This is a genomic window from Rhodospirillaceae bacterium (assembly GCA_028819475.1).
GTDB lineage: Bacteria > Pseudomonadota > Alphaproteobacteria > Bin65 > Bin65 > Bin65.
Window position 1 is genome coordinate 119518 of sequence record JAPPLJ010000008.1, and the last position, 20964, is coordinate 140481.

The 20964-nt window shown below is 64.0% G+C and carries 16 protein-coding genes and 3 tRNA genes; 4 read left to right on the forward strand and 15 right to left on the reverse strand.

Features of this window, described 5'->3' with window-relative positions; genetic code table 11:
• Nucleotides 1-38: 38 nt before the first annotated feature.
• From fusA to OXM58_02430, 15 genes are all read right to left on the reverse strand, one after another.
• Nucleotides 39-2114: an elongation factor G gene (fusA, locus tag OXM58_02360; protein MDE0147190.1), complete on the reverse strand. Its 2076-nt coding sequence runs from the start codon at nt 2112-2114 to the stop codon at nt 39-41.
• Nucleotides 2115-2174: 60 nt separating this feature from the next.
• Nucleotides 2175-2645: a 30S ribosomal protein S7 gene (rpsG, locus tag OXM58_02365; GenBank protein ID MDE0147191.1), complete on the reverse strand. Its 471-nt coding sequence runs from the start codon at nt 2643-2645 to the stop codon at nt 2175-2177.
• An 81-nt stretch (nt 2646-2726) separates the two neighbouring features.
• On the reverse strand, nt 2727-3098 hold the full coding sequence (rpsL, locus tag OXM58_02370; GenBank protein ID MDE0147192.1) for a 30S ribosomal protein S12: 372 nt from the start codon (nt 3096-3098) through the stop codon (nt 2727-2729).
• Nucleotides 3099-3562: 464 nt separating this feature from the next.
• Nucleotides 3563-7909 (reverse strand): DNA-directed RNA polymerase subunit beta', encoded by a 4347-nt coding sequence (gene rpoC, locus OXM58_02375; GenBank protein ID MDE0147193.1) that lies wholly within the window; start codon nt 7907-7909, stop codon nt 3563-3565.
• A gap of 113 nt (nt 7910-8022) precedes the next feature.
• Entirely contained in the window at nt 8023-12213 is a 4191-nt protein-coding gene (rpoB, locus tag OXM58_02380; protein ID MDE0147194.1) for a DNA-directed RNA polymerase subunit beta, read from the reverse strand.
• A gap of 199 nt (nt 12214-12412) precedes the next feature.
• Nucleotides 12413-12811, reverse strand: coding sequence for a 50S ribosomal protein L7/L12 (gene rplL, locus OXM58_02385; GenBank protein ID MDE0147195.1), 399 nt, complete (start codon nt 12809-12811; stop codon nt 12413-12415).
• A gap of 93 nt (nt 12812-12904) precedes the next feature.
• Entirely contained in the window at nt 12905-13447 is a 543-nt protein-coding gene (gene rplJ, locus OXM58_02390; GenBank protein ID MDE0147196.1) for a 50S ribosomal protein L10, read from the reverse strand.
• Nucleotides 13448-13783: 336 nt separating this feature from the next.
• On the reverse strand, nt 13784-14482 hold the full coding sequence (rplA, locus tag OXM58_02395) for a 50S ribosomal protein L1 (protein ID MDE0147197.1): 699 nt from the start codon (nt 14480-14482) through the stop codon (nt 13784-13786).
• Between the two features lie 2 nt (nt 14483-14484).
• Nucleotides 14485-14913 carry a 50S ribosomal protein L11 gene (gene rplK, locus OXM58_02400; GenBank protein MDE0147198.1) on the reverse strand — a complete coding sequence of 143 codons (429 nt, stop codon included), beginning with the start codon at nt 14911-14913 and terminating at the stop codon, nt 14485-14487.
• 151 nt (nt 14914-15064) lie between these two features.
• Nucleotides 15065-15595 (reverse strand): transcription termination/antitermination protein NusG, encoded by a 531-nt coding sequence (nusG, locus tag OXM58_02405; protein ID MDE0147199.1) that lies wholly within the window; start codon nt 15593-15595, stop codon nt 15065-15067.
• Nucleotides 15596-15599: 4 nt separating this feature from the next.
• Complete coding sequence (gene secE, locus OXM58_02410; GenBank protein MDE0147200.1) at nt 15600-15788, reverse strand: preprotein translocase subunit SecE; 189 nt, start codon at nt 15786-15788, stop codon at nt 15600-15602.
• A gap of 92 nt (nt 15789-15880) precedes the next feature.
• A tRNA-Trp gene (locus OXM58_02415) sits at nt 15881-15956 on the reverse strand.
• A 171-nt stretch (nt 15957-16127) separates the two neighbouring features.
• Nucleotides 16128-17321, reverse strand: a complete 1194-nt coding sequence (gene tuf / locus OXM58_02420) for an elongation factor Tu (GenBank protein ID MDE0147201.1) — start codon at nt 17319-17321, stop codon at nt 16128-16130.
• Nucleotides 17322-17463: 142 nt separating this feature from the next.
• Nucleotides 17464-17537, reverse strand: a tRNA-Gly gene (locus tag OXM58_02425).
• A 35-nt stretch (nt 17538-17572) separates the two neighbouring features.
• Nucleotides 17573-17657 (reverse strand) — tRNA-Tyr (locus tag OXM58_02430).
• Nucleotides 17658-17978: 321 nt separating this feature from the next.
• Between OXM58_02430 and OXM58_02435 the strand changes: the two genes are divergently transcribed.
• The 4 genes from OXM58_02435 to OXM58_02450 all read left to right on the forward strand — a co-directional run bounded on the left by OXM58_02435 (nt 17979) and on the right by OXM58_02450 (nt 20831).
• Nucleotides 17979-18716 (forward strand): RNA methyltransferase, encoded by a 738-nt coding sequence (locus OXM58_02435; GenBank protein MDE0147202.1) that lies wholly within the window; start codon nt 17979-17981, stop codon nt 18714-18716.
• Nucleotides 18717-18806: 90 nt separating this feature from the next.
• The gene (locus OXM58_02440; GenBank protein ID MDE0147203.1) at nt 18807-18947 is read left to right on the forward strand and encodes a hypothetical protein; all 141 of its coding nucleotides are present in this window, start codon (nt 18807-18809) and stop codon (nt 18945-18947) included.
• The gene (locus OXM58_02445; protein ID MDE0147204.1) at nt 18922-19917 is read left to right on the forward strand and encodes an amidohydrolase family protein; all 996 of its coding nucleotides are present in this window, start codon (nt 18922-18924) and stop codon (nt 19915-19917) included. Before OXM58_02440 ends, OXM58_02445 begins: the two co-directional genes overlap by 26 nt.
• An 80-nt stretch (nt 19918-19997) precedes the next feature.
• Nucleotides 19998-20831: an SDR family NAD(P)-dependent oxidoreductase gene (locus tag OXM58_02450; protein ID MDE0147205.1), complete on the forward strand. Its 834-nt coding sequence runs from the start codon at nt 19998-20000 to the stop codon at nt 20829-20831.
• Nucleotides 20832-20964 lie beyond the last annotated feature (133 nt).

Sequence of the window (20964 nt, forward strand, 5' to 3'; positions counted from 1 at the left end):
TTCCTGCTGGTTTTTTCCTGCTGGGTTGAGCCTCGCCGTCAGGCCATCTTGGCGCGGACTTCCTCCGCGACCGCCTGGGGCACCTCTTCATAGTGGTCGAACTGCATGGTGTAGGTCGCCCGGCCTTGGCTCATCGAGCGTAGCGTGTTGACATAGCCGAACATGTTGGCGAGCGGCACCATGGCGTCGATGACCTGGGCGTTGCCGCGGGCGTCCATGCCCTGGACCTGGCCGCGCCGGCTGTTCAGGTCGCCAATGATATCGCCCATATAGTCCTCCGGCGTCACCACCTCGACCTTCATCATCGGTTCGAGCAGCTTCGGCTTGCCCTTCTGCATCGCTTCGCGGAAGGCGGCACGGGCGGCGATCTCGAACGCCATGACGCTTGAATCGACATCGTGATGAGCGCCGTCATAGAGCTCAGCCTTGAAATCGATCACCGGGAAACCGGCCAGCACGCCGGATTCCTTGGCGCCAAGGATGCCTTTCTCGACGCCCGGCGCATATTCCCTCGGCACGTTGCCGCCCACGACCGTGTTCTCGAAAACGAACGGCTCGCCCCGCTCGCCCGGCGAAAAGCGGATTTTGACCCGGGCAAACTGACCCGAGCCGCCGGTCTGTTTCTTGTGGGTGTAGTCGATATCGGCGACCTGCGAGATCGTCTCCCGGTAGGCGACCTGGGGCGCGCCGATATTGGCGTCGACCCGGAATTCGCGTTTCAGCCGGTCGACCAGAATTTCGAGATGCAGCTCGCCCATTCCGGCGATGATCGTCTGCCCGCTTTCCTCGTCCGAACTGACCCGGAATGACGGATCCTCGGCCGCCAGCCGGCCCAGCGCCAGCCCCATCTTGTCGTGGTCGGCCTTGGTCTTGGGCTCGATAGCGATCTCGATGACCGGCTCCGGAAACTCCATGCGCTCCAAGACAATCGGCTTGCCGGCGTTACACAGGGTATCGCCGGTGGCAACTTCCTTCAGCCCGGCAAATGCGACGATATCACCGGCGCGCGCTTCCTTGATGTCCTCCCGGCTGTTGGCGTGCATCAACAGCATGCGGCCGGCACGTTCCTTCTTGCCCTTGACCGTGTTGAGCAGCGAATCGCCGGTGTTGACAATGCCGGAATAAATACGGGCGAAGGCCAGCGATCCGACATAGGGATCGTTCATGATCTTGAAGGCGAGCGCCGAGAACGGCTCCTCGTCTTCGCTTCGGCGTTCCGACGGCTCTTCGCTGCCGGGCAGGATACCGGCAATAGCCGGTACGTCGACCGGCGACGGCATGTAATCGACCACGGCATCGAGCAGCGGCTGGACGCCCTTGTTCTTGAAGGCCGAACCGCACATGACCGGGATGAAAGCGCCGTTGATCGTGCCCTTGCGGATACAGGCCTTCAGTGTCGCTTCGTCGGGCTCAGTCCCGTCGAGAAATGCCTCCAGCGCCGCATCGTCCTGTTCGACTGCCGCTTCCAGCAGCCTGTCGCGATATTCCCCGGCCTTGTCCTGCAAATCGGCCGGAATTTCCTCATCGCGGAATTCGGCGCCCAACTGCTCGCCGGACCAGACGACCGCCTTCATGCGCACCAGGTCGATGACGCCGGCGAACTTCGCCTCGGCGCCGATCGGAAGCTGGATGGCCAGCGGTGTCGCGCCCAGCCGGTCCTCGATCATGGCGATTGTGCGATGGAAGTCTGCCCCGACCCGGTCCATCTTGTTGACGAAACACATGCGCGGCACGCCGTATTTGTCGGCCTGTCGCCAGACGGTTTCGGACTGCGGTTCGACACCCGCCACCGAATCGAACACCGCCACCGCGCCGTCCAGGACACGCAGCGACCGCTCAACCTCGATGGTAAAGTCGACATGGCCCGGCGTGTCGATGATGTTGATCCGGTGATTGCGCCAGAAACAGGTGGTCGCCGCGGACGTGATCGTGATGCCACGCTCCTGCTCCTGCTCCATCCAGTCCATGGTAGCCGCGCCGTCATGCACCTCGCCGATCTTATGGGACCGGCCGGTGTAATAGAGGATGCGCTCTGTGCACGTCGTCTTGCCGGCATCGATGTGGGCCATGATGCCGATGTTGCGATAGCGCTCCAGGGGTGTCTTGCGTGCCATTCTTGCGGGCCTCTGCGGGCGATTCCCGAAACCGGAAACCGCAATTCCTCTATCTTCTCGTTACCAGCGATAATGCGAGAACGCGCGGTTGGCCTCGGCCATCCGATGCGTATCCTCGCGCTTCTTGACGGCGGCGCCGCGATTTTCCGCCGCCTCCATGAGTTCGGCCGACAGCCGCTCGGCCATCGTGCGTTCGGCCCGGGCCCGGGCCGCTGCGATCAGCCAGCGGATCGCCAACGCCTGGGCGCGGTCCTGGCGGACTTCCACCGGCACCTGGTAGGTCGCTCCGCCGACGCGACGCGAACGCACCTCGATGGCCGGGCGGACATTGTCAAGCGCATCGTGGAACACGCGCAGCGGCTCGGTACGCATCCGGCTCTCCACGCGGTCGAGCGCACCATAGACGATATTCTCGGCGACCGACTTCTTGCCGTCCTTCATGATGCTGTTCATGAATTTGGTCAGCACCACGTCGTGATACTTGGCGTCCGGCAAAATCTCGCGTTTTTCTGCGCGGTGGCGACGGGACATGGGTCGGTCTTTCCTCTGGGACCGGCCTGCCGCTCCGCGGTAAGCCGGCGCTACTCGAATTCTTTCGCTGCGGCTTCCGGGTTACTTCGGCCGTTTGGCGCCGTATTTCGAACGGCGCTGGCGGCGGTCGGCGACGCCGTGGGTATCCAGCGTGCCGCGGATGATGTGATAGCGGACGCCCGGCAGGTCCTTTACGCGGCCGCCGCGGATCATCACAACCGAATGCTCCTGCAGGTTGTGGCCCTCTCCCGGGATGTAGCAGGTCACCTCGAAACCGTTGGTGAGGCGGACGCGCGCGACCTTGCGCAGCGCGGAGTTCGGTTTCTTCGGCGTCGTCGTGTAGACGCGGGTGCACACCCCCCGCTTCTGCGGGCAGGATTCCATGGCCGGCACCTTGTTCCGCTTGACCGGCGCCTTGCGCGGCTTGCGGATCAGCTGATTGATCGTCGGCATGACTGCCCTGCCTTTTCGCACCGGACGCGCAGCTCCGAGACGGCGGGCGCAGGCTTCCGGCATTCCTTGTTCTCGTTGGCCGATCCGCTTCGCAGGCCGCCTGACAATCGACGCAGCGACCGGTCGATACAAAACACCGACCCGAAAGCGCTTCATCGGCTTCAGGCCGGTGCAAAGCCGACCCGGCGGCAGTACCGGACGCTGCGTCTGACGCCCGAACCGGCCGGATCGTGTGGATGGCTCTACAAATAGCTGCGGGAGCGGCATTCATCCGCTCCCGCCTGAACGCGAGCGGAAAATATTGCCGACCCGGCGGTCCGTCAAGCGGCAAGCTGCGGGAAAACCCCTATAAACCGCTGCGATGCGACAGTTTTGATACGTTTGTCGGGATTCGAAATGGCATCCCGCCGCCAGGCGCCCGGCGATTCGGAAATCGCCGGGCCGGCCAGTTGCAATGCCCGAGGTCAGGCGGCGTCGAAGCCCGCTTCCTCGCGCGGACCTTCGAGGGCCTCGGCAACTTCGGCCTCTGCCCAGGCGGCGCGTTCCGCAATGATCTGCTGATCGCGTTCCGAAGCCTCGTGGCGCAGACGCTTCATCACGCTGCCCGTCCCTGCCGGGATCAGCCGTCCGACAATGACGTTCTCCTTGAGGCCGGTCAGCCGGTCGACCTTGCCGTTAACTGCCGCCTCGGTCAGCACGCGGGTAGTTTCCTGAAATGATGCCGCCGAGATGAAGCTCTTGGTCTGGAGGCTCGCTTTGGTGATGCCCTGAAGAACCGGGACGCCCGTGGCAGGGTCGCCACCGTCCCCGCGCACCCGGTCGTTCTCTTCTTCGAACTCGTAGCGGTCGATCTGCTCGCCAACCAGAAAAGTGGTGTCGCCGGGCTCCGTTACCTCGGTCTTCTGCATCATCTGGCGCACGATCACTTCGATATGCTTGTCGTTGATCGGCACGCCCTGCAGCCGGTACACCTCCTGGATCTCGTTGATCAGATAGTCCGCCAGCGCCTCGATCCCGAGCACGGCCAGAATATCGTGGGGCACGGCATTGCCGTCCATCAGCAGGTCGCCCGGCTCCACCCAGTCGCCTTCCTGGACCGTGATATGGCGATCCTTGGGTATCAGATATTCGCGGGGTTCCGCCCCCTCGGCCTCGGGCCGTACGACAATGCGCCGTTTGGCCTTGTAATCCTTGCCGAATTCGACGCGGCCGGCGATCTCCGAAATAATCGCGAAATCCTTGGGCTTGCGCGCCTCGAACAATTCCGCCACCCGCGGCAGGCCGCCGGTGATGTCGCGGGTCTTGCCGGTTTCCCGCGGAATGCGGGCCAGTACGTCGCCGGCCTGGATATTCTGGCCGTGCTCGACCGAAAGCACCGCGCCGACCGACATGAAATAGCGGGCCTCCTGCCCGTTCGGCAGAACGACCACCTCTCCGCTGTCGTCACGCAGCGTAATCCGCGGACGGAATTCGGCGCCCTTCGGCTGCTGTCGCCAATCGACCACGACCTTGCTCGCGATGCCGGTCGCCTCGTCGACATCCTCGCGCATGGAGACTCCCTCTGCGAGGTCCATGTAGTTGGCCGTTCCGGCTTTCTCCGTGATGATCGGCATCGTATACGGATCCCACTCGGCCAGCGTATCGCCCCGCGCCACTTTGGCGTCGCTATCGGCGTGCAGCCGGGCACCGTAGGGAATGCGGAAACGCGCGCGCTCGCGGCCGGTTTCGTCTTTCAGGACGATCTCCGAGTTGCGGGCCATCACGACCAGCCGCCCGTCGGCGGCCTCCACGACATTCCGGTTCGTGATCGAGACGACCGAATCGATACTCGCTTCCACGCTGGACTGTTCCGCGCCGCGCTGCGCCGCGCCGCCGATATGGAATGTCCGCATCGTCAACTGGGTGCCCGGTTCGCCGATCGACTGGGCAGCGATAACGCCGACCGCCTCGCCGACATTGACCGGCGTGCCGCGGGCGAGATCGCGGCCGTAGCAACTGGCGCAGATGCCGTTGCGCGCCTCGCAGGTCAGTGCCGAGCGCACCTTCACCACGTCGACGCCGGCATCCTGGATCGCGTCGGCCTCCTCTTCGCCGATAAGCTCCCCGTCCGCGACCAGAACGGTCTCGTCGGCAGGATGGAGGACATCGCCCTGCGCTGTCCTGCCGAGCAGGCGTTCCGCCAGAGAGACGACGATATCTCCGCCTTCGACGACCGCGCGGAGATTGATGCCCCGGTCGGTGCCGCAATCCTGTTCGTAGACGATGCAGTCCTGAGCCACGTCGACCAGACGCCGGGTCAGATAACCGGAATTTGCCGTCTTCAGTGCCGTATCCGCCAGGCCCTTGCGAGCACCGTGTGTCGAGTTGAAATATTCGAGGACCGAAAGCCCTTCCTTGAAGTTGGAAATGATCGGCGTCTCGATGATCTCGCCCGACGGCTTGGCCATCAGGCCGCGCATTCCGGCAAGCTGCTTGATCTGCGCCGCCGAGCCTCGGGCGCCCGAATGGGCCATGACGAAGACCGAGTTGGTCGGCTTGTCCTTTTCGACCGCCTGCATCGAGCGCATCATTTCCTCGGCTACTAGATCGGTGCAGCGCGACCAGGCGTCGACCACCTTGTTGTATTTCTCGCGCTGGGTGATCAGACCGTCCTGATACTGCTTCTCGTACTCCTTGACCCGCTCCTGGGCCTGGACGATCAGCGTGTCCTTGGATACCGGGATCTTGAGGTCGTCTTTGCCGAACGAAATTCCGGCCCGGCAGGCATAGGAGAAACCCAGTCCCATGATCTGGTCGGCGAAGATCACCGTCTCCTTTTGACCGCAATGCCGGTAGACGGTATCGATGACCGTGCCGACCTCTTTCTTGGTCAGCACCCGGTTGACCAAGTCGAACGGCACGTTGGGATGCCGGGGCAGCACATCGCCGATGATCATGCGGCCCGGCGTTGTAATCACCTGTTCCACGGTCTCGTCGCCGGCGTCGTCCTTCGAGCGCCACAGCGCCTTGATCCGCGTGTGCAGATCGACCACGCCGTTGTCCAACGCCAACTGGATCTCGCCGAAATTGGCAAAGCGCGGGACGCGGTAGGCGGCAAGCGCGCCGGCCTTGAGCGCCTTCAACGACGCCTTGAAGTCGGTAACCTCGACCTCGTCAAGCGGCTTCTTCGGGTCCTTGACCAGAATGTCATGATGGTCGACCGCCGCGCGCAATGCATCTTCCGACGGGATATCGACCCGCGGTCCGGTGACGTCAGGTCGCTCGTCCGACAGATAGTAGATGCCCAGGACGATATCCTGGGACGGCACGATGATCGGTTTGCCGTTGGCCGGGCTGAGGATATTGTTGGTCGACATCATCAGCACCCGAGCCTCGAGCTGGGCTTCCAGCGACAGCGGCACATGGACCGCCATCTGGTCGCCGTCAAAGTCCGCATTGAAAGCGGTGCACACCAGCGGGTGGAGCTGGATCGCCTTGCCCTCCACCAGCACCGGCTCGAAGGCCTGGATGCCGAGACGGTGCAGCGTCGGCGCGCGGTTCAACAGCACCGGATGCTCCCGGATCACTTCTTCCAGGATATCCCAAACCTCGGGCAACTCCTTTTCCACCTTGCGCTTCGCCGCCTTGATGGTCGTCGCGAGCGCCCGCTCCTCCAGCTTGGCGTAGATGAAGGGCTTGAACAGTTCCAGCGCCATCTTCTTGGGAAGGCCGCACTGGTGCAGCTTGAGCTCCGGGCCGACCACGATGACCGACCGGCCGGAATAGTCGACGCGTTTGCCGAGCAGGTTCTGCCGGAAGCGGCCCTGCTTGCCCTTCAGCATGTCGCTGAGCGATTTGAGCGGCCGCTTGTTGGCGCCGCTGATAACCCGGCCGCGGCGGCCGTTGTCGAACAGTGCATCGACCGATTCCTGGAGCATCCGCTTCTCGTTGCGGACGATGATATCCGGCGCGCGCAGCTCAATCAGCCGTTTCAGCCGGTTGTTCCGGTTGATCACCCGGCGGTAGAGATCGTTGAGGTCGGACGTCGCGAAACGGCCGCCGTCCAGCGGCACGAGCGGGCGCAGTTCCGGCGGGATCACCGGCACGACATCCATGATCATCCATTCCGGCCGGGCGCCCGAGCCGATAAAGGCCTCGACCAGCTTCAGCCGCTTGACGAACTTCTTGCGCTTGGCCTCGGAACGGGTCTCCTTGAGGTCCGTGCGCAGGGTGATCCGCTCCTTTTCCAGGTCGATTTCCTCGAGCAGCGCCTTCAGAGCCTCAGCGCCGATGCCCGCCTCGAAGGAATGGTCGCCGAATTCGGTGATCGCGTCCCAGTACTGTTCTTCGCTGAGCAACTGGTATTTTGCGAGCGCCGTCATGCCAGGCTCGGTGACGACATAGTTTTCGAAATAGAGGATCCGCTCCAGATCCTTGAGCGTCATGTCCAGCAGCAGGCCGATGCGGCTGGGCAACGACTTCAGGAACCAAATGTGCGCCACCGGCGAGGCCAGTTCGATATGGCCCATCCTCTCGCGGCGCACCTTCTGCAACGTCACTTCGACACCGCATTTCTCGCAGATAATGCCGCGATATTTCATGCGCTTGTACTTGCCGCACAGGCATTCGTAGTCCTTGATCGGGCCGAAAATCCGCGCACAGAAAAGGCCGTCGCGCTCCGGCTTGAACGTGCGGTAGTTGATGGTCTCAGGCTTCTTGATCTCGCCGAACGACCAGGAGCGGATCTGTTCCGGGCTTGCGATCGAAATCTTGATCTGGTCGAAATCCTCCGTCTTGCGGACGGGACCGAAGACATTCATCACTTCGTTCATGCAAGCGTCTCCCGGAGGGTTGCCGCGGCCCGGCGCCGGGGCGAGGGCTCGGGCCGGAGGAGGGTCGGACGACGAAACGGCGGCACTGCGGCCTCCGCACCTGCCGGCCCGGTTCAGTATGGGTCCTGTTTCAGTTCAACGTTCAGGCCCAGCGAACGCAGTTCCTTGACCAGGACGTTGAACGATTCGGGTATCCCGGCCTCGAACGTGTCCTGTCCGCGCACGATCTTGGCATAGACATTGGTCCGGCCGGCGACATCGTCAGACTTCACGGTCAGCATTTCCTGCAGCGTATAGGCGGCGCCATAGGCCTCGAGGGCCCAGACTTCCATCTCGCCGAAACGCTGGCCGCCGAACTGCGCCTTGCCACCCAGCGGCTGCTGGGTCACGAGACTGTACGGCCCGATGGACCGGGCGTGAATCTTGTCGTCCACCAAATGGTGCAGCTTCAGCATATAGATGTAGCCGACCGTCACCTTGCGGTCGAAGGGTTCGCCGGTGCGTCCGTCGATCAGTGTGACCTGGCCTGAGACGTCCAGCCCAGCCTTGCCCAGCAGGTCGACGATATCGTCTTCCCGGGCGCCGTCGAAGACCGGCGTGGCCATCGGTACGCCGGATCGCAGACTGCGCGAAAGTTCGATCACATCGTCGTCGCCCAGGCCCGCGACATGCACCTTGTAGGTTTCGTCACCCAGGGTCGTTCGCAGATGCTCGCGCAAGGCCTTGGCAGCCTCCTTCTTGGCGCCGCCCAGCGATTCCTCGAGCACCTCGCGGACCTGCCGGCCGAGGCCGGCCGAGGCCCATCCAAGGTGGGTCTCGAGAATCTGGCCGACATTCATCCGCGACGGCACGCCCAGCGGATTGAGTACGATATCGACCGGCGTTCCGTCGTCGAGATAGGGCATGTCCTCGATCGGCATGATCTTAGACACAACGCCCTTGTTTCCGTGGCGGCCGGCCATCTTGTCTCCGGGTTGCATTTTGCGTTTCACCGCGACGAAGACCTTGACCATCTTCATCACGCCGGGCGGCAGTTCGTCGCCGCGCTGCAGCTTGTCGACCTTGTCCTGGAAACGCTCCTCGAGTCGGGCGAGCGACGCATCGAAAATCCTGGACAGCCCTTCAATCTGCTTCGATACCTTGTCCGCCTTGACGGTGAAGTGGCGCCACTCGTAACGCTGGCACTGGTCAAGCGTCTCTTCCGTGATCTTGTTTCCCCGTCTAAAGCCCTCCGGCCCGTTCTCACCGGTCTGGCCGACCAGCAGGTCTTTCAGGTTTGCATAGAAAGCGCGCTCGAGGATCGTCCGTTCGTCATCCCGGTCCTTGGCCAGGCGCGCAATCTCCTGGCGCTCGATCGCCATGGCGCGCTCGTCCTTGTCGACGCCGCGCCGTGAGAAGACACGCACCTCGACAACGGTGCCTGCCACGCCCGGCGGCAGGCGCAACGAGGTATCACGCACGTCCGAGGCCTTCTCGCCGAAGATCGCCCGCAGCAGCTTTTCCTCAGGCGTCATCGGCGATTCGCCTTTCGGCGTCACCTTGCCAACAAGGATGTCGCCCGGCTGGATCTCGGCACCGATATAGACGATACCGGCTTCGTCGAGGTTCTTCATCGCCTCTTCGCCGACATTCGGGATGTCGCGGGTGATCTCCTCTTGGCCCAGCTTTGTATCGCGGGCCATGACCTCGAATTCCTCGATATGGATCGAGGTGAAAACATCCTCGCGCACGATGCGCTCGGACAGCAGGATCGAATCCTCGAAATTGTAGCCGTTCCACGGCATGAACGCGACGAGGACGTTCCGGCCCAGCGCCAGTTCGCCGAGGCTGGTCGATGGGCCATCGGCGATGATTTCGCTGCTTTCAACCTCGTCGCCGACCTTGACCAGCGGTCGCTGGGTGATCGAAGTATTCTGGTTCGAGCGCTGGAATTTCAGCAGGCTGTAAATGTCGACGCCCGGCGAGCCGGTCTCGACATCGTTTTCCCGCGCCCTTATCACGATGCGGGTTGCATCCACCTGGTCGACGATGCCCGCCCGGCGCGCGACGATCGTGGCGCCGGAATCGCGCGCCACCCGGCCTTCCATCCCGGTGCCGACGATCGGCGCCTCGGGCTGCAGCAGCGGCACCGCCTGGCGCATCATGTTCGAGCCCATGAGGGCGCGGTTGGCGTCGTCGTTCTCCAGGAAGGGAATCAGCGAGGTGGCGACCGAGACGACCTGCTTGGGCGAGACGTCGATGTATTCGATCGCGTTGGCCGGAACCATGAGATAGTCGCCGGCCTTGCGGCAGCTGATCAGTTCGTCGACGAAGCGGTCCTTGTCGTCCAGCCCCGCATTGGCCTGGGCGATGGTGTATTTGCCCTCGTCCATTGCCGAGAGATAGACCACCTCATCCGAGACTTTGCCGTCGTTGACCTTGCGGTACGGCGTTTCGATAAAGCCGTATTTGTTGACGCGGGCATAGGACGCCAGCGAATTGATGAGGCCGATATTCGGCCCTTCCGGCGTCTCGATCGGACAAATCCGGCCGTAGTGCGTCGTGTGCACGTCCCGCACCTCGAAGCCCGCGCGCTCGCGGGTCAAGCCGCCCGGACCGAGCGCCGATAGGCGCCGCTTGTGTGTGATCTCCGACAGCGGATTCGTCTGGTCCATGAACTGGGAGAGTTGCGAAGAGCCGAAGAATTCGCGCACCGCGGCCGCCGCCGGCTTGGCGTTGATCAGGTCGTGCGGCATTACGCTGTCGATCTCGACTGTCGACATCCGCTCCTTGATCGCCCGTTCCATGCGCAGCAGACCGATACGGTACTGGTTCTCCATCAGCTCGCCGACCGATCGGACGCGCCGGTTCCCCAGATGGTCGATATCGTCGATCTCGCCGCGGCCGTCCTTCAGCTCGAGCAGCAGGTGGACGATCTCCATGATGTCCTCGCGCCGCAGCACGCGGATATCGTCCGGCACTTCGTCGTTGGAAAAGCCGAGGCGCGCGTTCATCTTGACCCGGCCGACCGCCGAAAGGTCGTAGCGCTCGCGGTCGAAAAACATGGATCGGAGCAGGTTCTCCGCTGCTTCCACGGTCGGCGGCTCGCCCGGGCGCATGACCCGGTAAATGTCCATCAGCGCTTCGCTGCGGTTCATGTTCTTGTCGGCCGCCAGCGTGTTGCGCAGATAGGGCCCAACCGTCACATGATCGATGTAGAGGATCGGCAATTCCTTGACGCCGGCCTCTTTCAGCGTGTCCAGCAGCGCCTCGGTGATTTCCTCGCCGGCCTCGGCATGGATCGCGCCGTTTTCCCGGTTGACCAAGTCGCAGGCGACATAGGAGCCGATCAACTCTTCCGGCGACGCAATCCGGTCCTTCAATCCGCCGTCCTTGAGGCGCCGGACTAGGCGCGGCGTGACCTTCTGGCCGGCCTCGGCGACGATTTCGCCGGTCCGGGCATCGATCATGTCGGCAACCAGCTTCTGGCCGGCCATCCGCTCGGCGTCGAACGGCGTCTTCCAGCCTTTCTGCGAGCTGGCGAACGTTACCGTATCGTAAAAGTAGTCCAGCAGGTCGTCCTGGCTGTAGCCGATCCCGTCATGCGGGTCGAACGCCTTGCCCTGCTCTTGGAATTCGGCGCGCCGGGCGGCGGTTTCATCGTTATCGAGCGCCAGCAGCAGCGTGGTGACCGGCAGTTTGCGGCGGCGGTCGATGCGGACATGCACGATATCCTTGGCGTCGAACTCGAAGTCGAGCCACGAGCCGCGATAAGGAATGACCCGCGCGGTGAACAGGAACTTGCCTGAGGAATGGGTCTTGCCCTTGTCGTGATCGAAGAAAACGCCCGGCGACCGGTGCATCTGGGACACGATGACCCGTTCCGTCCCGTTGACCACGAAGGTGCCGTTCTTCGTCATCATCGGCATGTCGCCCATGTAGACGAACTGCTCCTTGATATCGCGGACCGACTTGGCGCCGGTTTCCTCGTCGACATCCCACACGACGAGCCGCAGGGTCACCTTGAGCGGCGCCGCGTAGGTCATGCCGCGCTGCTGGCACTCCTCCACATCGAATTTCGGTTCTTCGAATTCATAGCGGACATATTCCAGCATCGACCGGCCGGAAAAGTCGCTGATCGGGAAGACCGAATCGAAAACAGCCTCCAGCCCCCACTTGCCCCGCACGTCAGGATCGGTGTCCCGCTGCAGAAAATGCTCGTAAGAGGTTTTCTGGACCTCGATCAGGTTCGGCATCGGCGCGACTTCGGCAATCCTCCCGAAGCTCTTGCGAATGCGGCTGCGGCCTGTGAAGGTCTTCGCCATCGAATTTCCTTTTCATACACCCGGTACCGCGGCCGGGACCGACCGGTCCGTCACTTCCGGCTCAGCGATACGTTGCCGGATCCTGCGCCCGGCACTGCCACGCCCGACTCATTTCCAATGGCACAACGCCGAATGGGCCGCGGGGTACGGCCCCGCGGCCTCCACGGTGACAGCGCTTTCGAAAGCGCTGTCAGGCAAGCTATTTGAGCTCGACCGAAGCGCCAACTTCTTCCAGCTTCTTCTTGATTTCTTCGGCTTCGTCTTTGCTGGCCCCTTCCTTGACCGGCTTCGGCGCGCCTTCGACCAGATCCTTGGCCTCCTTGAGGCCGAGGCCGGTAATGGCACGCACTTCCTTGATGACGTTGATCTTCTTGTCGCCGAAGGAACTCAGAATGACATCGAATTCCGTCTTTTCTTCGGCGGCGCCGTCATCGCTCTCGACAGCGGCGGCACCCGGCATGGCGCCCGGCATCATCATCATGCCGCCGCCGGCCGAGGCCTGCACGCCCCACTTCTCTTCCAGCATCTTGCTGAGCTCCGCCGCTTCCAGAACGGTCAGCGACGAAAGATCTTCTGCGATTTTTTCCAGATCGGCCATGTGGCTTTACTCCAGTGAGATAGGGTTGATTTCCGAATCGGCCAGCAGGCAATCGAACAAAATCGAACGCCCGCTGAAGAATGGCGGGTGCGCTTACTCCTTGGCTCCCTGTGCCGCCAGCACGCCGATAACGTCGCGCGCCGGGGCGGCCAGGACGCCCACCGTATCCCGCGCGGGCGCCTGAAGAACGCCGGCGAGCCTCACGGCCGGGGCCTGAAGGAGACCGAGCAGCTGGGCGCGCAGTTCGTCGAGCGAAGGCAGCGTCGCGAGCGCCTTGAGCTGGTCGATATCGATGACCTTGCCGCCCAGTCCGCCGCAAAGAACATCGAGCTTCTGGTTCCTTTTGGCAAAATCAAGAATCGCCTTTGCCACGGATACGGGATCCTCGGCGTAGGCGATGGCGGTCGGTCCTTCGAAACGGTCGGCCAGTCCGGCGTGCGGCGTGCCCTCCAGGGCGATCTTCGCCAGCCGATTCTTGGTCACTTTGAAACGGGCGCCGGCCTCCCGCATTTCCGCGCGAAGCGTCGAGGTTTCGGCCACCGTCATCCCGGTCTGCCGGGTGACGATGACGAGCTCGGCGTCGCTGAAAATGCCGTTCAGTTCGGCAACCAGCTTCACTTTTTGCGTGCGGTCCACGTTTTCCGTCTCCGACACTTGTCTGGTCCGTTCTAGCCGTCGGAATGACGGCGTTCGCGAACCGGTTTCACTCGCCCTGCGCCGGGCCGGAACCCGGCGCCGGGCCGAAACCTGTCCCGGAGAAACGCGGCTCCCATCCGTCACCGGATCGAAACCCTTTTCCTCCGTCTCATGCCGGCCGCCCCACAGGGTGATGAAGGGGGCGATTAAGCCGTTCTTCCGTCCGCGTGGACGGTCCGGCGCCTGCAATCTCGGACAGGGGCCGGCGGCCTCGCTCCGAAAAGCCCGGCCGCCGCTCCGCCGGGCCCCGGGCCCGACGAAATCCCGTTGCTGCGGCTAGCCGCCGCTCAATTCGGCCACGTCCAACCGGACGGACGGGCCCATGGTCGAACCGATCGACACCCGCTTGATGTAGGTGCCCTTGGCGCCGCTCGGCTTTGCGGCGCTGATCGCGCCGAAGAAGGCGCGGACGTTTTCGACCAGCGCCTCCTCCGCAAAACTCGCCTTGCCGATACCGGCATGGACGATGCCGGCCCGCTCGGCGCGATACTGGACCTGGCCGCCTTTGGCGTCCTGGATCGCCTTGCCGACATCCGGCGTTACCGTGCCGACCTTCGGGTTCGGCATGAGGCCGCGCGGCCCGAGGATTTTGCCGAGCCGGCCGACCACAGGCATCATGTCCGGAGTCGCGATCACCCGCTCGAAATCCGATCGCCCGTTGCGGATTTCCTCTGCCAGGTCCTCGGCCCCGACGATATCCGCGCCCGCCGCCGTCGCTTCCTCGGCCTTGGCGTCGCGTGCGAATACCAGCACTCGAAGGCTCTTGCCGGTGCCGTTGGGCAGGGTGACGGCGCCGCGCACATTCTGGTCGGCATGGCGGGTGTCTACTCCGAGATTCATCGACATTTCGATGGTCTCGTCGAACTTCGCGGTCGCCCTCTCCTTGATGACCCGGACAGCTTCCTCCACCGGATAAGTCCTGTCTCTTTCAAGGCTTTCACGAGCGTTGCGGAGACGTTTTCCTGCGCGCGCCATGACTACCCCACCACCTCGATGCCCATCGAGCGGGCCGAACCGGCGAGAATGCGAACGGCCGCGTCCACATCGTTGGCATTCAGGTCCTTCATTTTCTCTCCGGCGATCTGCTCGAGCTGCTTGCGTGTCACTGAGCCGGCGACGATATGGCCGGGTTCGGTCGACCCGCTTTCCAGCCTGGCGGCCTTCTTGATGAAATAACTGGCCGGCGGCGCCTTGGTTTCGAACGAGAAACTGCGATCCGCATACACGGTGATGATCACCGGGATCGGCATACCCTGTTCCATATTCTGCGTCGCCGCGTTGAAGGCCTTGCAGAATTCCATGATGGTGATGCCGCGCTGGCCCAGCGCCGGCCCGACTGGCGGGGACGGGTTGGCCTGCCCCGCCGGTATCTGAAGTTTCAGATACCCATCGATCTTCTTTGCCATGCTTTTTCAGCTCCCGTTTCGGCGGCGACCTTCCTCGTCGCTGCCGGATTGCTGACGCGCGGTGCGGCTATGGCGGGCCTCCCGCACGATTCGGCGATGGCCGGCAGACGGCACCGGCCGATGCCCTTCCCTGACCGGAATTTCCGGCCGTCTAACCCTTCTCGACCTGGGTGTACTCCAGTTCGACCGGTGTCGACCGGCCGAATATCGATACCAGAACCTTGAGGCGCGTCCGCTCCTCGTCCACTTCCTCGACCATGCCGTTGAAATTCTCGAACGGTCCGTCGCACACCCTGACCTGCTCGCCGATCTCGAAGGTGACCGAAGGTTTCGGACGCTCCACACCTTCCTGGACCTGCTGCAGGATCTGCCGGGCTTCCCGCTCCGTGATCGGGACCGGCTTGCCGCCGCCGCCAAGAAATCCCGTTACCTTGGGCGTATTCTGCACGAGATGCCAGGTATCGTCGGTCAGTTCCATGTTGATCAGCACATAACCGGGGAAGAACTTCCGCTCTGCATTGACTTTCTGGCCGCGGCGCATTTCCACCACTTCCTCGGTGGGCACCAGCACGTCGGAGATCTGCCCTTCCAGCCCCTTTGCCCGGGCCTGTTCCCGGATCGAACCGGCGACCTTCTTCTCGAAGCCGGAATAGGCGTGAATGACATACCAGTGCTGCGCCATCCGGCTAGCTCCCGAGGCCGAGTATGGCCTGCACGACCGAACCAAGCAGCCAGTCCACGATCATGAAGAACACTGCGACCAGCGCCACCATGACGAATACCATGACGGTCGTCTGCACGGTTTCCCTGCGCGACGGCCAGGTGACCTTGCTGGTCTCCTGTCGCACCTCGCGTAAGAATTTGGCCGGGTTCATACCTGTCGTTTTCCGCCTGTTTGAGGTCGCCGGTTACGCGCTACCCGTCACATGTCGGTCGTCGCGCTCTTCGAGTGCGCCCACCGCCTGTCTGGCAGGAGTGGAGGGGCTCGAACCCCCAACCCCCGGTTTTGGAGACCGGTGCTCTACCAATTGAGCTACACTCCTGCCTGCCCTGCCGGCGGCCGGAGAAGCGCCGCCCCCGGTCGAGGAACGGCGTCGGCCCGCTGTATCGCGATACCGACGCCGAAATGAAGCGGTCTACATACGCTTTCATGGTCCCGAATCAAGCCAACGGATTGCCGCGCTGCCCAATCGTGCCCCGTTGTTTCCTGCCCGCTATTTCTTGATGGCTGCGACGACGCCGGCGCCGACGGTGCGTCCGCCTTCGCGGATCGCGAAGCGCAGCCCCTCGTCCATCGCGATCGGCTGGATCAGCGTCACGTCCATCTGCACATTGTCCCCCGGCAGCACCATCTCCGTGCCCTCCGGAAGCGTCACCGCCCCGGTCACGTCCGTCGTCCGGAAGTAGAACTGCGGACGGTAGTTCGAGAAGAAGCCCGTGTGACGCCCGCCCTCCTCCTTGGTCAGGATATAGGCCTCGCAGGTGAACTCCGTGTGCGGCGTGATCGAGCCCGGCTTCGCCAGGACCTGGCCGCGCTCCACCTCGTCCCGCTTCGTGCCGCGCAGCAACACGCCGACATTGTCCCCCGCCTGCCCCTGGTCGAGCAGCTTGCGGAACATCTCCACGCCCGTGCACGTCGTCTTCGCCGTCTCCTTCAGGCCGACGATCTCGATCTCGTCGCCCACCTTCACCACGCCGCGCTCGACACGGCCCGTCACCACCGTGCCCCGGCCCGAGATCGAAAACACATCCTCGATCGGCATCAGAAACGCCTGGTCCACCGGACGCTCGGGTTGCGGAATGTACTCGTCCACCGCCGCCATCAGCTCGATGATCTTGTCCTTGCCGATGCCGTCGTCCCGGCCCTCCAGCGCCGCCAGCGCAGAGCCCATCACCACCGGAAGGTCGTCGCCCGGAAACTCGTAGCTCGACAAAAGCTCCCGGACCTCCAGCTCGACAAGCTCCAGAAGCTCCTCGTCGTCAACCTGGTCCACCTTGTTCAGATAGACCACGATCGCCGGAACCCCGACCTGGCGCGCCAGAAGGATATGCTCGCGCGTCTGCGGCATCGGGCCGTCCGCCGCAGACACCACCAGGATCGCCCCGTCCATCTGCGCCGCGCCCGTGATCATGTTCTTCACGTAATCCGCATGGCCCGGACAATCGACATGGGCATAGTGGCGGTTCGACGTCTCATACTCGACATGCGCCGTCGCTATCGTAATCCCGCGCTCGCGCTCCTCCGGCGCCTTGTCGATCTGGTCGAACGATACCGCCTCCGTCCCGCCCAACGTCTCCGACATCACCTTCGTAATCGCAGCCGTCAGCGTCGTCTTGCCATGATCCACATGGCCGATCGTACCCACATTCACATGCGGCTTCGTACGCTCAAACTTCTCTTTCGACATGGTCGCCTGTTTCCTGTTCTCACGGGCTCTGCCGCCCTGCGGCGCACCGGCCGGGCAGTGCCGGCATTTCCGATTCTCCTATGGCCCGCCGCGCTTCGGCGGCCGCCACGTTTGACGACGAACGATCCGGCAGACCGTCAACTGGAGCGGGCGACGGGAATCGAACCCGCATAACCAGCTTGGAAGGCTGGGGCTCTACCATTGAGCTACACCCGCAACCGGCGCTCCGGCGCACCGCGGCTGGATGGCGTTGGTGGAGGGGGTTGGATTCGAACCAACGTAGGCTAAGCCAACGGGTTTACAGCCCGTCCCCTTTAACCACTCGGGCACCCCTCCGCGACAAGACCGGCCCTGCGCCGGTATACTGGCCGGCATCCTGAAAGAACCGGAAATCCGGGTAACGCCATTTGGAATCCGCTTGCCGGATGTCAACGCATCCAGACGCAAAACGAGCCGCAGAAGCCGCCGCCATCGCACTCCGGCCGCCGTTCCTGCAGCTTGTTTGCGTTCCGGTCGCCGCTACTATGCGATTCCATGGCAAAAAGCAAGTACCCGGGCAGGCAAAAAACCCGGCCGCAACACGGCGTCGCAGCTAGGTCGGGGCCGGCCCGGCAGGGCCCCGCTGCCGCGCGGGTGAAGGCGCCAAGACAACCGCTCATGCTGTGGGGCACGCACGCGGTCCGGGCGGCGCTCGCCAATCCCGCGCGGCGGGTCGCCGCCGGATGGGCGACCCCTTCGGCGCAGGGGGAACTTGGAGATTCGCGATTCCGAAAACCGGATTTCGCGTGGTCGACGGTGACGGCGGCGCAACTCGCCGCCCGGCTGCCCGACGGTGCAGTTCATCAGGGTGTGGCGGTAGCCGTCGAGCCGCTTCGGCGGGTTCCGCTCGACGCAATTCTCGCCTCCGAAGCGCCGGCCGGCCCGATCGTCGTGCTCGACCGGGTGACGGACCCGCACAATGTCGGCGCGATCCTGCGATCCTGCGTGGTGTTCGGGGCGGCGGCGCTGATCACCGCCGACCGCCACGCCCCGCCGGAATCGGGCGCGCTGGCCAAGGCCGCCGCCGGAGCGCTCGACCTCGTGCCGTGGGTGCGGGTCGCCAACCTCGCCCGGGCCCTGGCGATAATCCGGGACGCCGGCTGGTGGGTCGCCGGCCTGGACGGAAGCGCGGAGGCGACACTCGCCGGGACCGGCCTCGCGGACGGCAATTCAAGAACGGCGCTCGTACTCGGCGCAGAAGGTCAGGGGCTCCGGCGGCTGACCAAGGAAAATTGCAATATTCTCGTTCGCATACCCATGCAGTATGCAAATTACGCAAATTGCGTTAACCTGATCGATAGCTTGAACGTCTCAAACGCTGCGGCAGTTGCTCTTTACGAACTTTGCCGCAATTGAACGGCAATTTTGCCGCAGCTCGAATTCCTGTAATTCTTCGTGGTAGAGGCTGCACGATCGGTTCGGCCCATGCGGAAACTCCTTCTCATCTTGGCGATCTCGGTGGCCATCGCCATCCTGTACCGCGCCGAGGCGCGTGCCGCGCCGCCGCAAACCGCCGGCACCGGCCCTCTTCAATCGGACATCGACCATTCGCGCAGCCGGCATGCCGGTTTCCGCCATGATCGTTGACTGGCACGTCCACTGGCTGCCGCCGCAACTGGCCGATGCGCTGCGGGCGCGCGCGCAGCCGCCGCGCATCGTCGGCGGCCCGGAGGGCGAGCGGCTCGACGTTCATCGCGAGGTCCTGCCGGTCACCCCGGCCTTGTTCGAGTCCGGCGCCCGCCTCGAATTCATGGACCGGCACGGCGTGTCGCGGCAGGTTCTTTCACTGCCCGGCCTGTTCGGGATCGATAGCCTCCCCGCGGACGAGGCCGCCCCTCTGGTCCGCCGGTTCAACGACGCCCTCGCCGGGCTCATGGCGGACCTGCCGGATCGCTTTTCGGGCCTGGCCGCCCTGCCACTGGCCGATCCGGCGGCGGCGGTCGAAGAGCTGGCGCGGGCAATGGATATCACCGGGTTCGTCGGCGCGATCCTGCCGGCCGATGCTTTTCTTACCCGCCGCGAGGCCGAGGCTTGGGCGCCGCTGCTCGAGGCTGCGAACGCACGCAGGGCCCATGTCTTCATCCATCCCGGCCCGGTGCCGCCCGGCGGCGCCGGTCCGCCGCCCGACTTCGGCGACAACACCAATCTGCGCCACATCGTACTGGACGTGCAGGCCCGGCTGAGCGCGGTAACCGTCACCCTGACGCTGACGGATTTCCTCGACGCATTCCCGGAGATCACAGTCCAGGTCGCCAATCTGGGCGGATCGGTGCCGATGATGGTCGAGCGTATGGATCATGTCTCCGCACGCCGCACGCCTGACGCGCCGCTGCCGTCAAGCCGCATGAGCCGGATCTATGTCGATACGTCCAGTTTCGGCCCGAGATCGATTGCGCTGGCCGCGGGCACATTCGGCGCCGGGCGCGTCCTGCTGGGCACCGACCATCCGATTTTCGATACGCAACGCACCGTGAAGGCGATCCGGTCGTCGGGACTGCCGGAAGCGGACATCGCCGGAATTCTCGGCGGCAACGGGAGTGCCCTGCTCCACCGCTGAACCCGGGGCTGCGCCCTTGCCCGCGGGCGCCGGTGTCGGCTAGCCATTCCCGAAACCGCGTCGAGAGGAAGGACTGTGCCATGAGCGGCAAGCTGCAGGACAGGGTCGTTGTCGTTTCCGGCGCCGGATCGATCGGGCGGGGCTGGGGCAACGGCAAGGCGGCGGCGGTGCTTTACGCCAGAGAAGGGGCGAAAGTGCTGGCTGTCGATATCAACCCGGAAGCCGCGGCGGAAACGGCCGGCATCATCGCCGGAGAGGGCGGCATTGCCGAAGCCTGCACGGCGGATGTCAGCCGGACCAGGCAGGTCCAGACGATGGTCGAGGTCTGCCTCGACCGGTTCGGCCGGATCGACGTACTGCACAACAATGTCGGCGTCGTCGCACCCAAACCGACCGCCGAGCTGAGCGACGCGGAGTGGGACCGGTTTCACGACGTCAACCTGAAAAGCATGTTCCTGACCTGCCGCGCCGTCCTGCCGGTCATGGAACGCAACGAATTCCGCACCGACGCCCGCGGCCGCAAGATCGGCCGGGGCGCCATCGTCAACGTTGCCTCGATCGCCGGCATTCGCTGGCTCGGCGTGCCTTATATCCACTACTCCGTGACCAAGGGCGCGATCCTGCCGCTGACCCGGACGATCGCCGTGGAATATGCCGGCCGGGGCATCCGCGCCAACGCCATCCTGCCTGGCCTGATGGATACGCCCATGGTCGTCGAGCCGCTCAAGGAGACCTATGGCGGCGGCGATCTCGAACGGATGGCCGAGGCGCGCAACGCCCAGTGCCCGACCGGCTATATGGGCGACGGCTGGGACGTCGGCCACGCCGCCGTGTTCCTCGCCAGCGACGACGCCCGCTACATCACCGGCGCCGAACTGACGGTCGACGGCGGGTTCAGCGCGCGTGCGGCATAACCGGAGGGATATGGCGCGCAGCCCACATGCTCATCCGTTCTTTATCTTCTGCATCTGCCGGTGCAACCAGTGCGGCCGCAACCGTCCGGCAGGCAGCCAGATGCGCGCCGAGAAGGTCGGGCCGTGAGCGCCT

Coding starts and splice junctions, on each gene's coding strand:
- fusA (MDE0147190.1), bottom strand. CDS start 2,114: ATGGCACGCAAGACACCCCTGGAGCGCTATCGCAACATCGGCATCATG.
- rpsG (MDE0147191.1), bottom strand. CDS start 2,645: ATGTCCCGTCGCCACCGCGCAGAAAAACGCGAGATTTTGCCGGACGCC.
- rpsL (MDE0147192.1), bottom strand. CDS start 3,098: ATGCCGACGATCAATCAGCTGATCCGCAAGCCGCGCAAGGCGCCGGTC.
- rpoC (MDE0147193.1), bottom strand. CDS start 7,909: ATGAACGAAGTGATGAATGTCTTCGGTCCCGTCCGCAAGACGGAGGAT.
- rpoB (MDE0147194.1), bottom strand. CDS start 12,213: ATGGCGAAGACCTTCACAGGCCGCAGCCGCATTCGCAAGAGCTTCGGG.
- rplL (MDE0147195.1), bottom strand. CDS start 12,811: ATGGCCGATCTGGAAAAAATCGCAGAAGATCTTTCGTCGCTGACCGTT.
- rplA (MDE0147197.1), bottom strand. CDS start 14,482: ATGGCGCGCGCAGGAAAACGTCTCCGCAACGCTCGTGAAAGCCTTGAA.
- rplK (MDE0147198.1), bottom strand. CDS start 14,913: ATGGCAAAGAAGATCGATGGGTATCTGAAACTTCAGATACCGGCGGGG.
- nusG (MDE0147199.1), bottom strand. CDS start 15,595: ATGGCGCAGCACTGGTATGTCATTCACGCCTATTCCGGCTTCGAGAAG.
- secE (MDE0147200.1), bottom strand. CDS start 15,788: ATGAACCCGGCCAAATTCTTACGCGAGGTGCGACAGGAGACCAGCAAG.
- tuf (MDE0147201.1), bottom strand. CDS start 17,321: ATGTCGAAAGAGAAGTTTGAGCGTACGAAGCCGCATGTGAATGTGGGT.
- OXM58_02435 (MDE0147202.1), top strand. CDS start 17,979: ATGCTGTGGGGCACGCACGCGGTCCGGGCGGCGCTCGCCAATCCCGCG.
- OXM58_02445 (MDE0147204.1), top strand. CDS start 18,922: ATGCCGGTTTCCGCCATGATCGTTGACTGGCACGTCCACTGGCTGCCG.
- OXM58_02450 (MDE0147205.1), top strand. CDS start 19,998: ATGAGCGGCAAGCTGCAGGACAGGGTCGTTGTCGTTTCCGGCGCCGGA.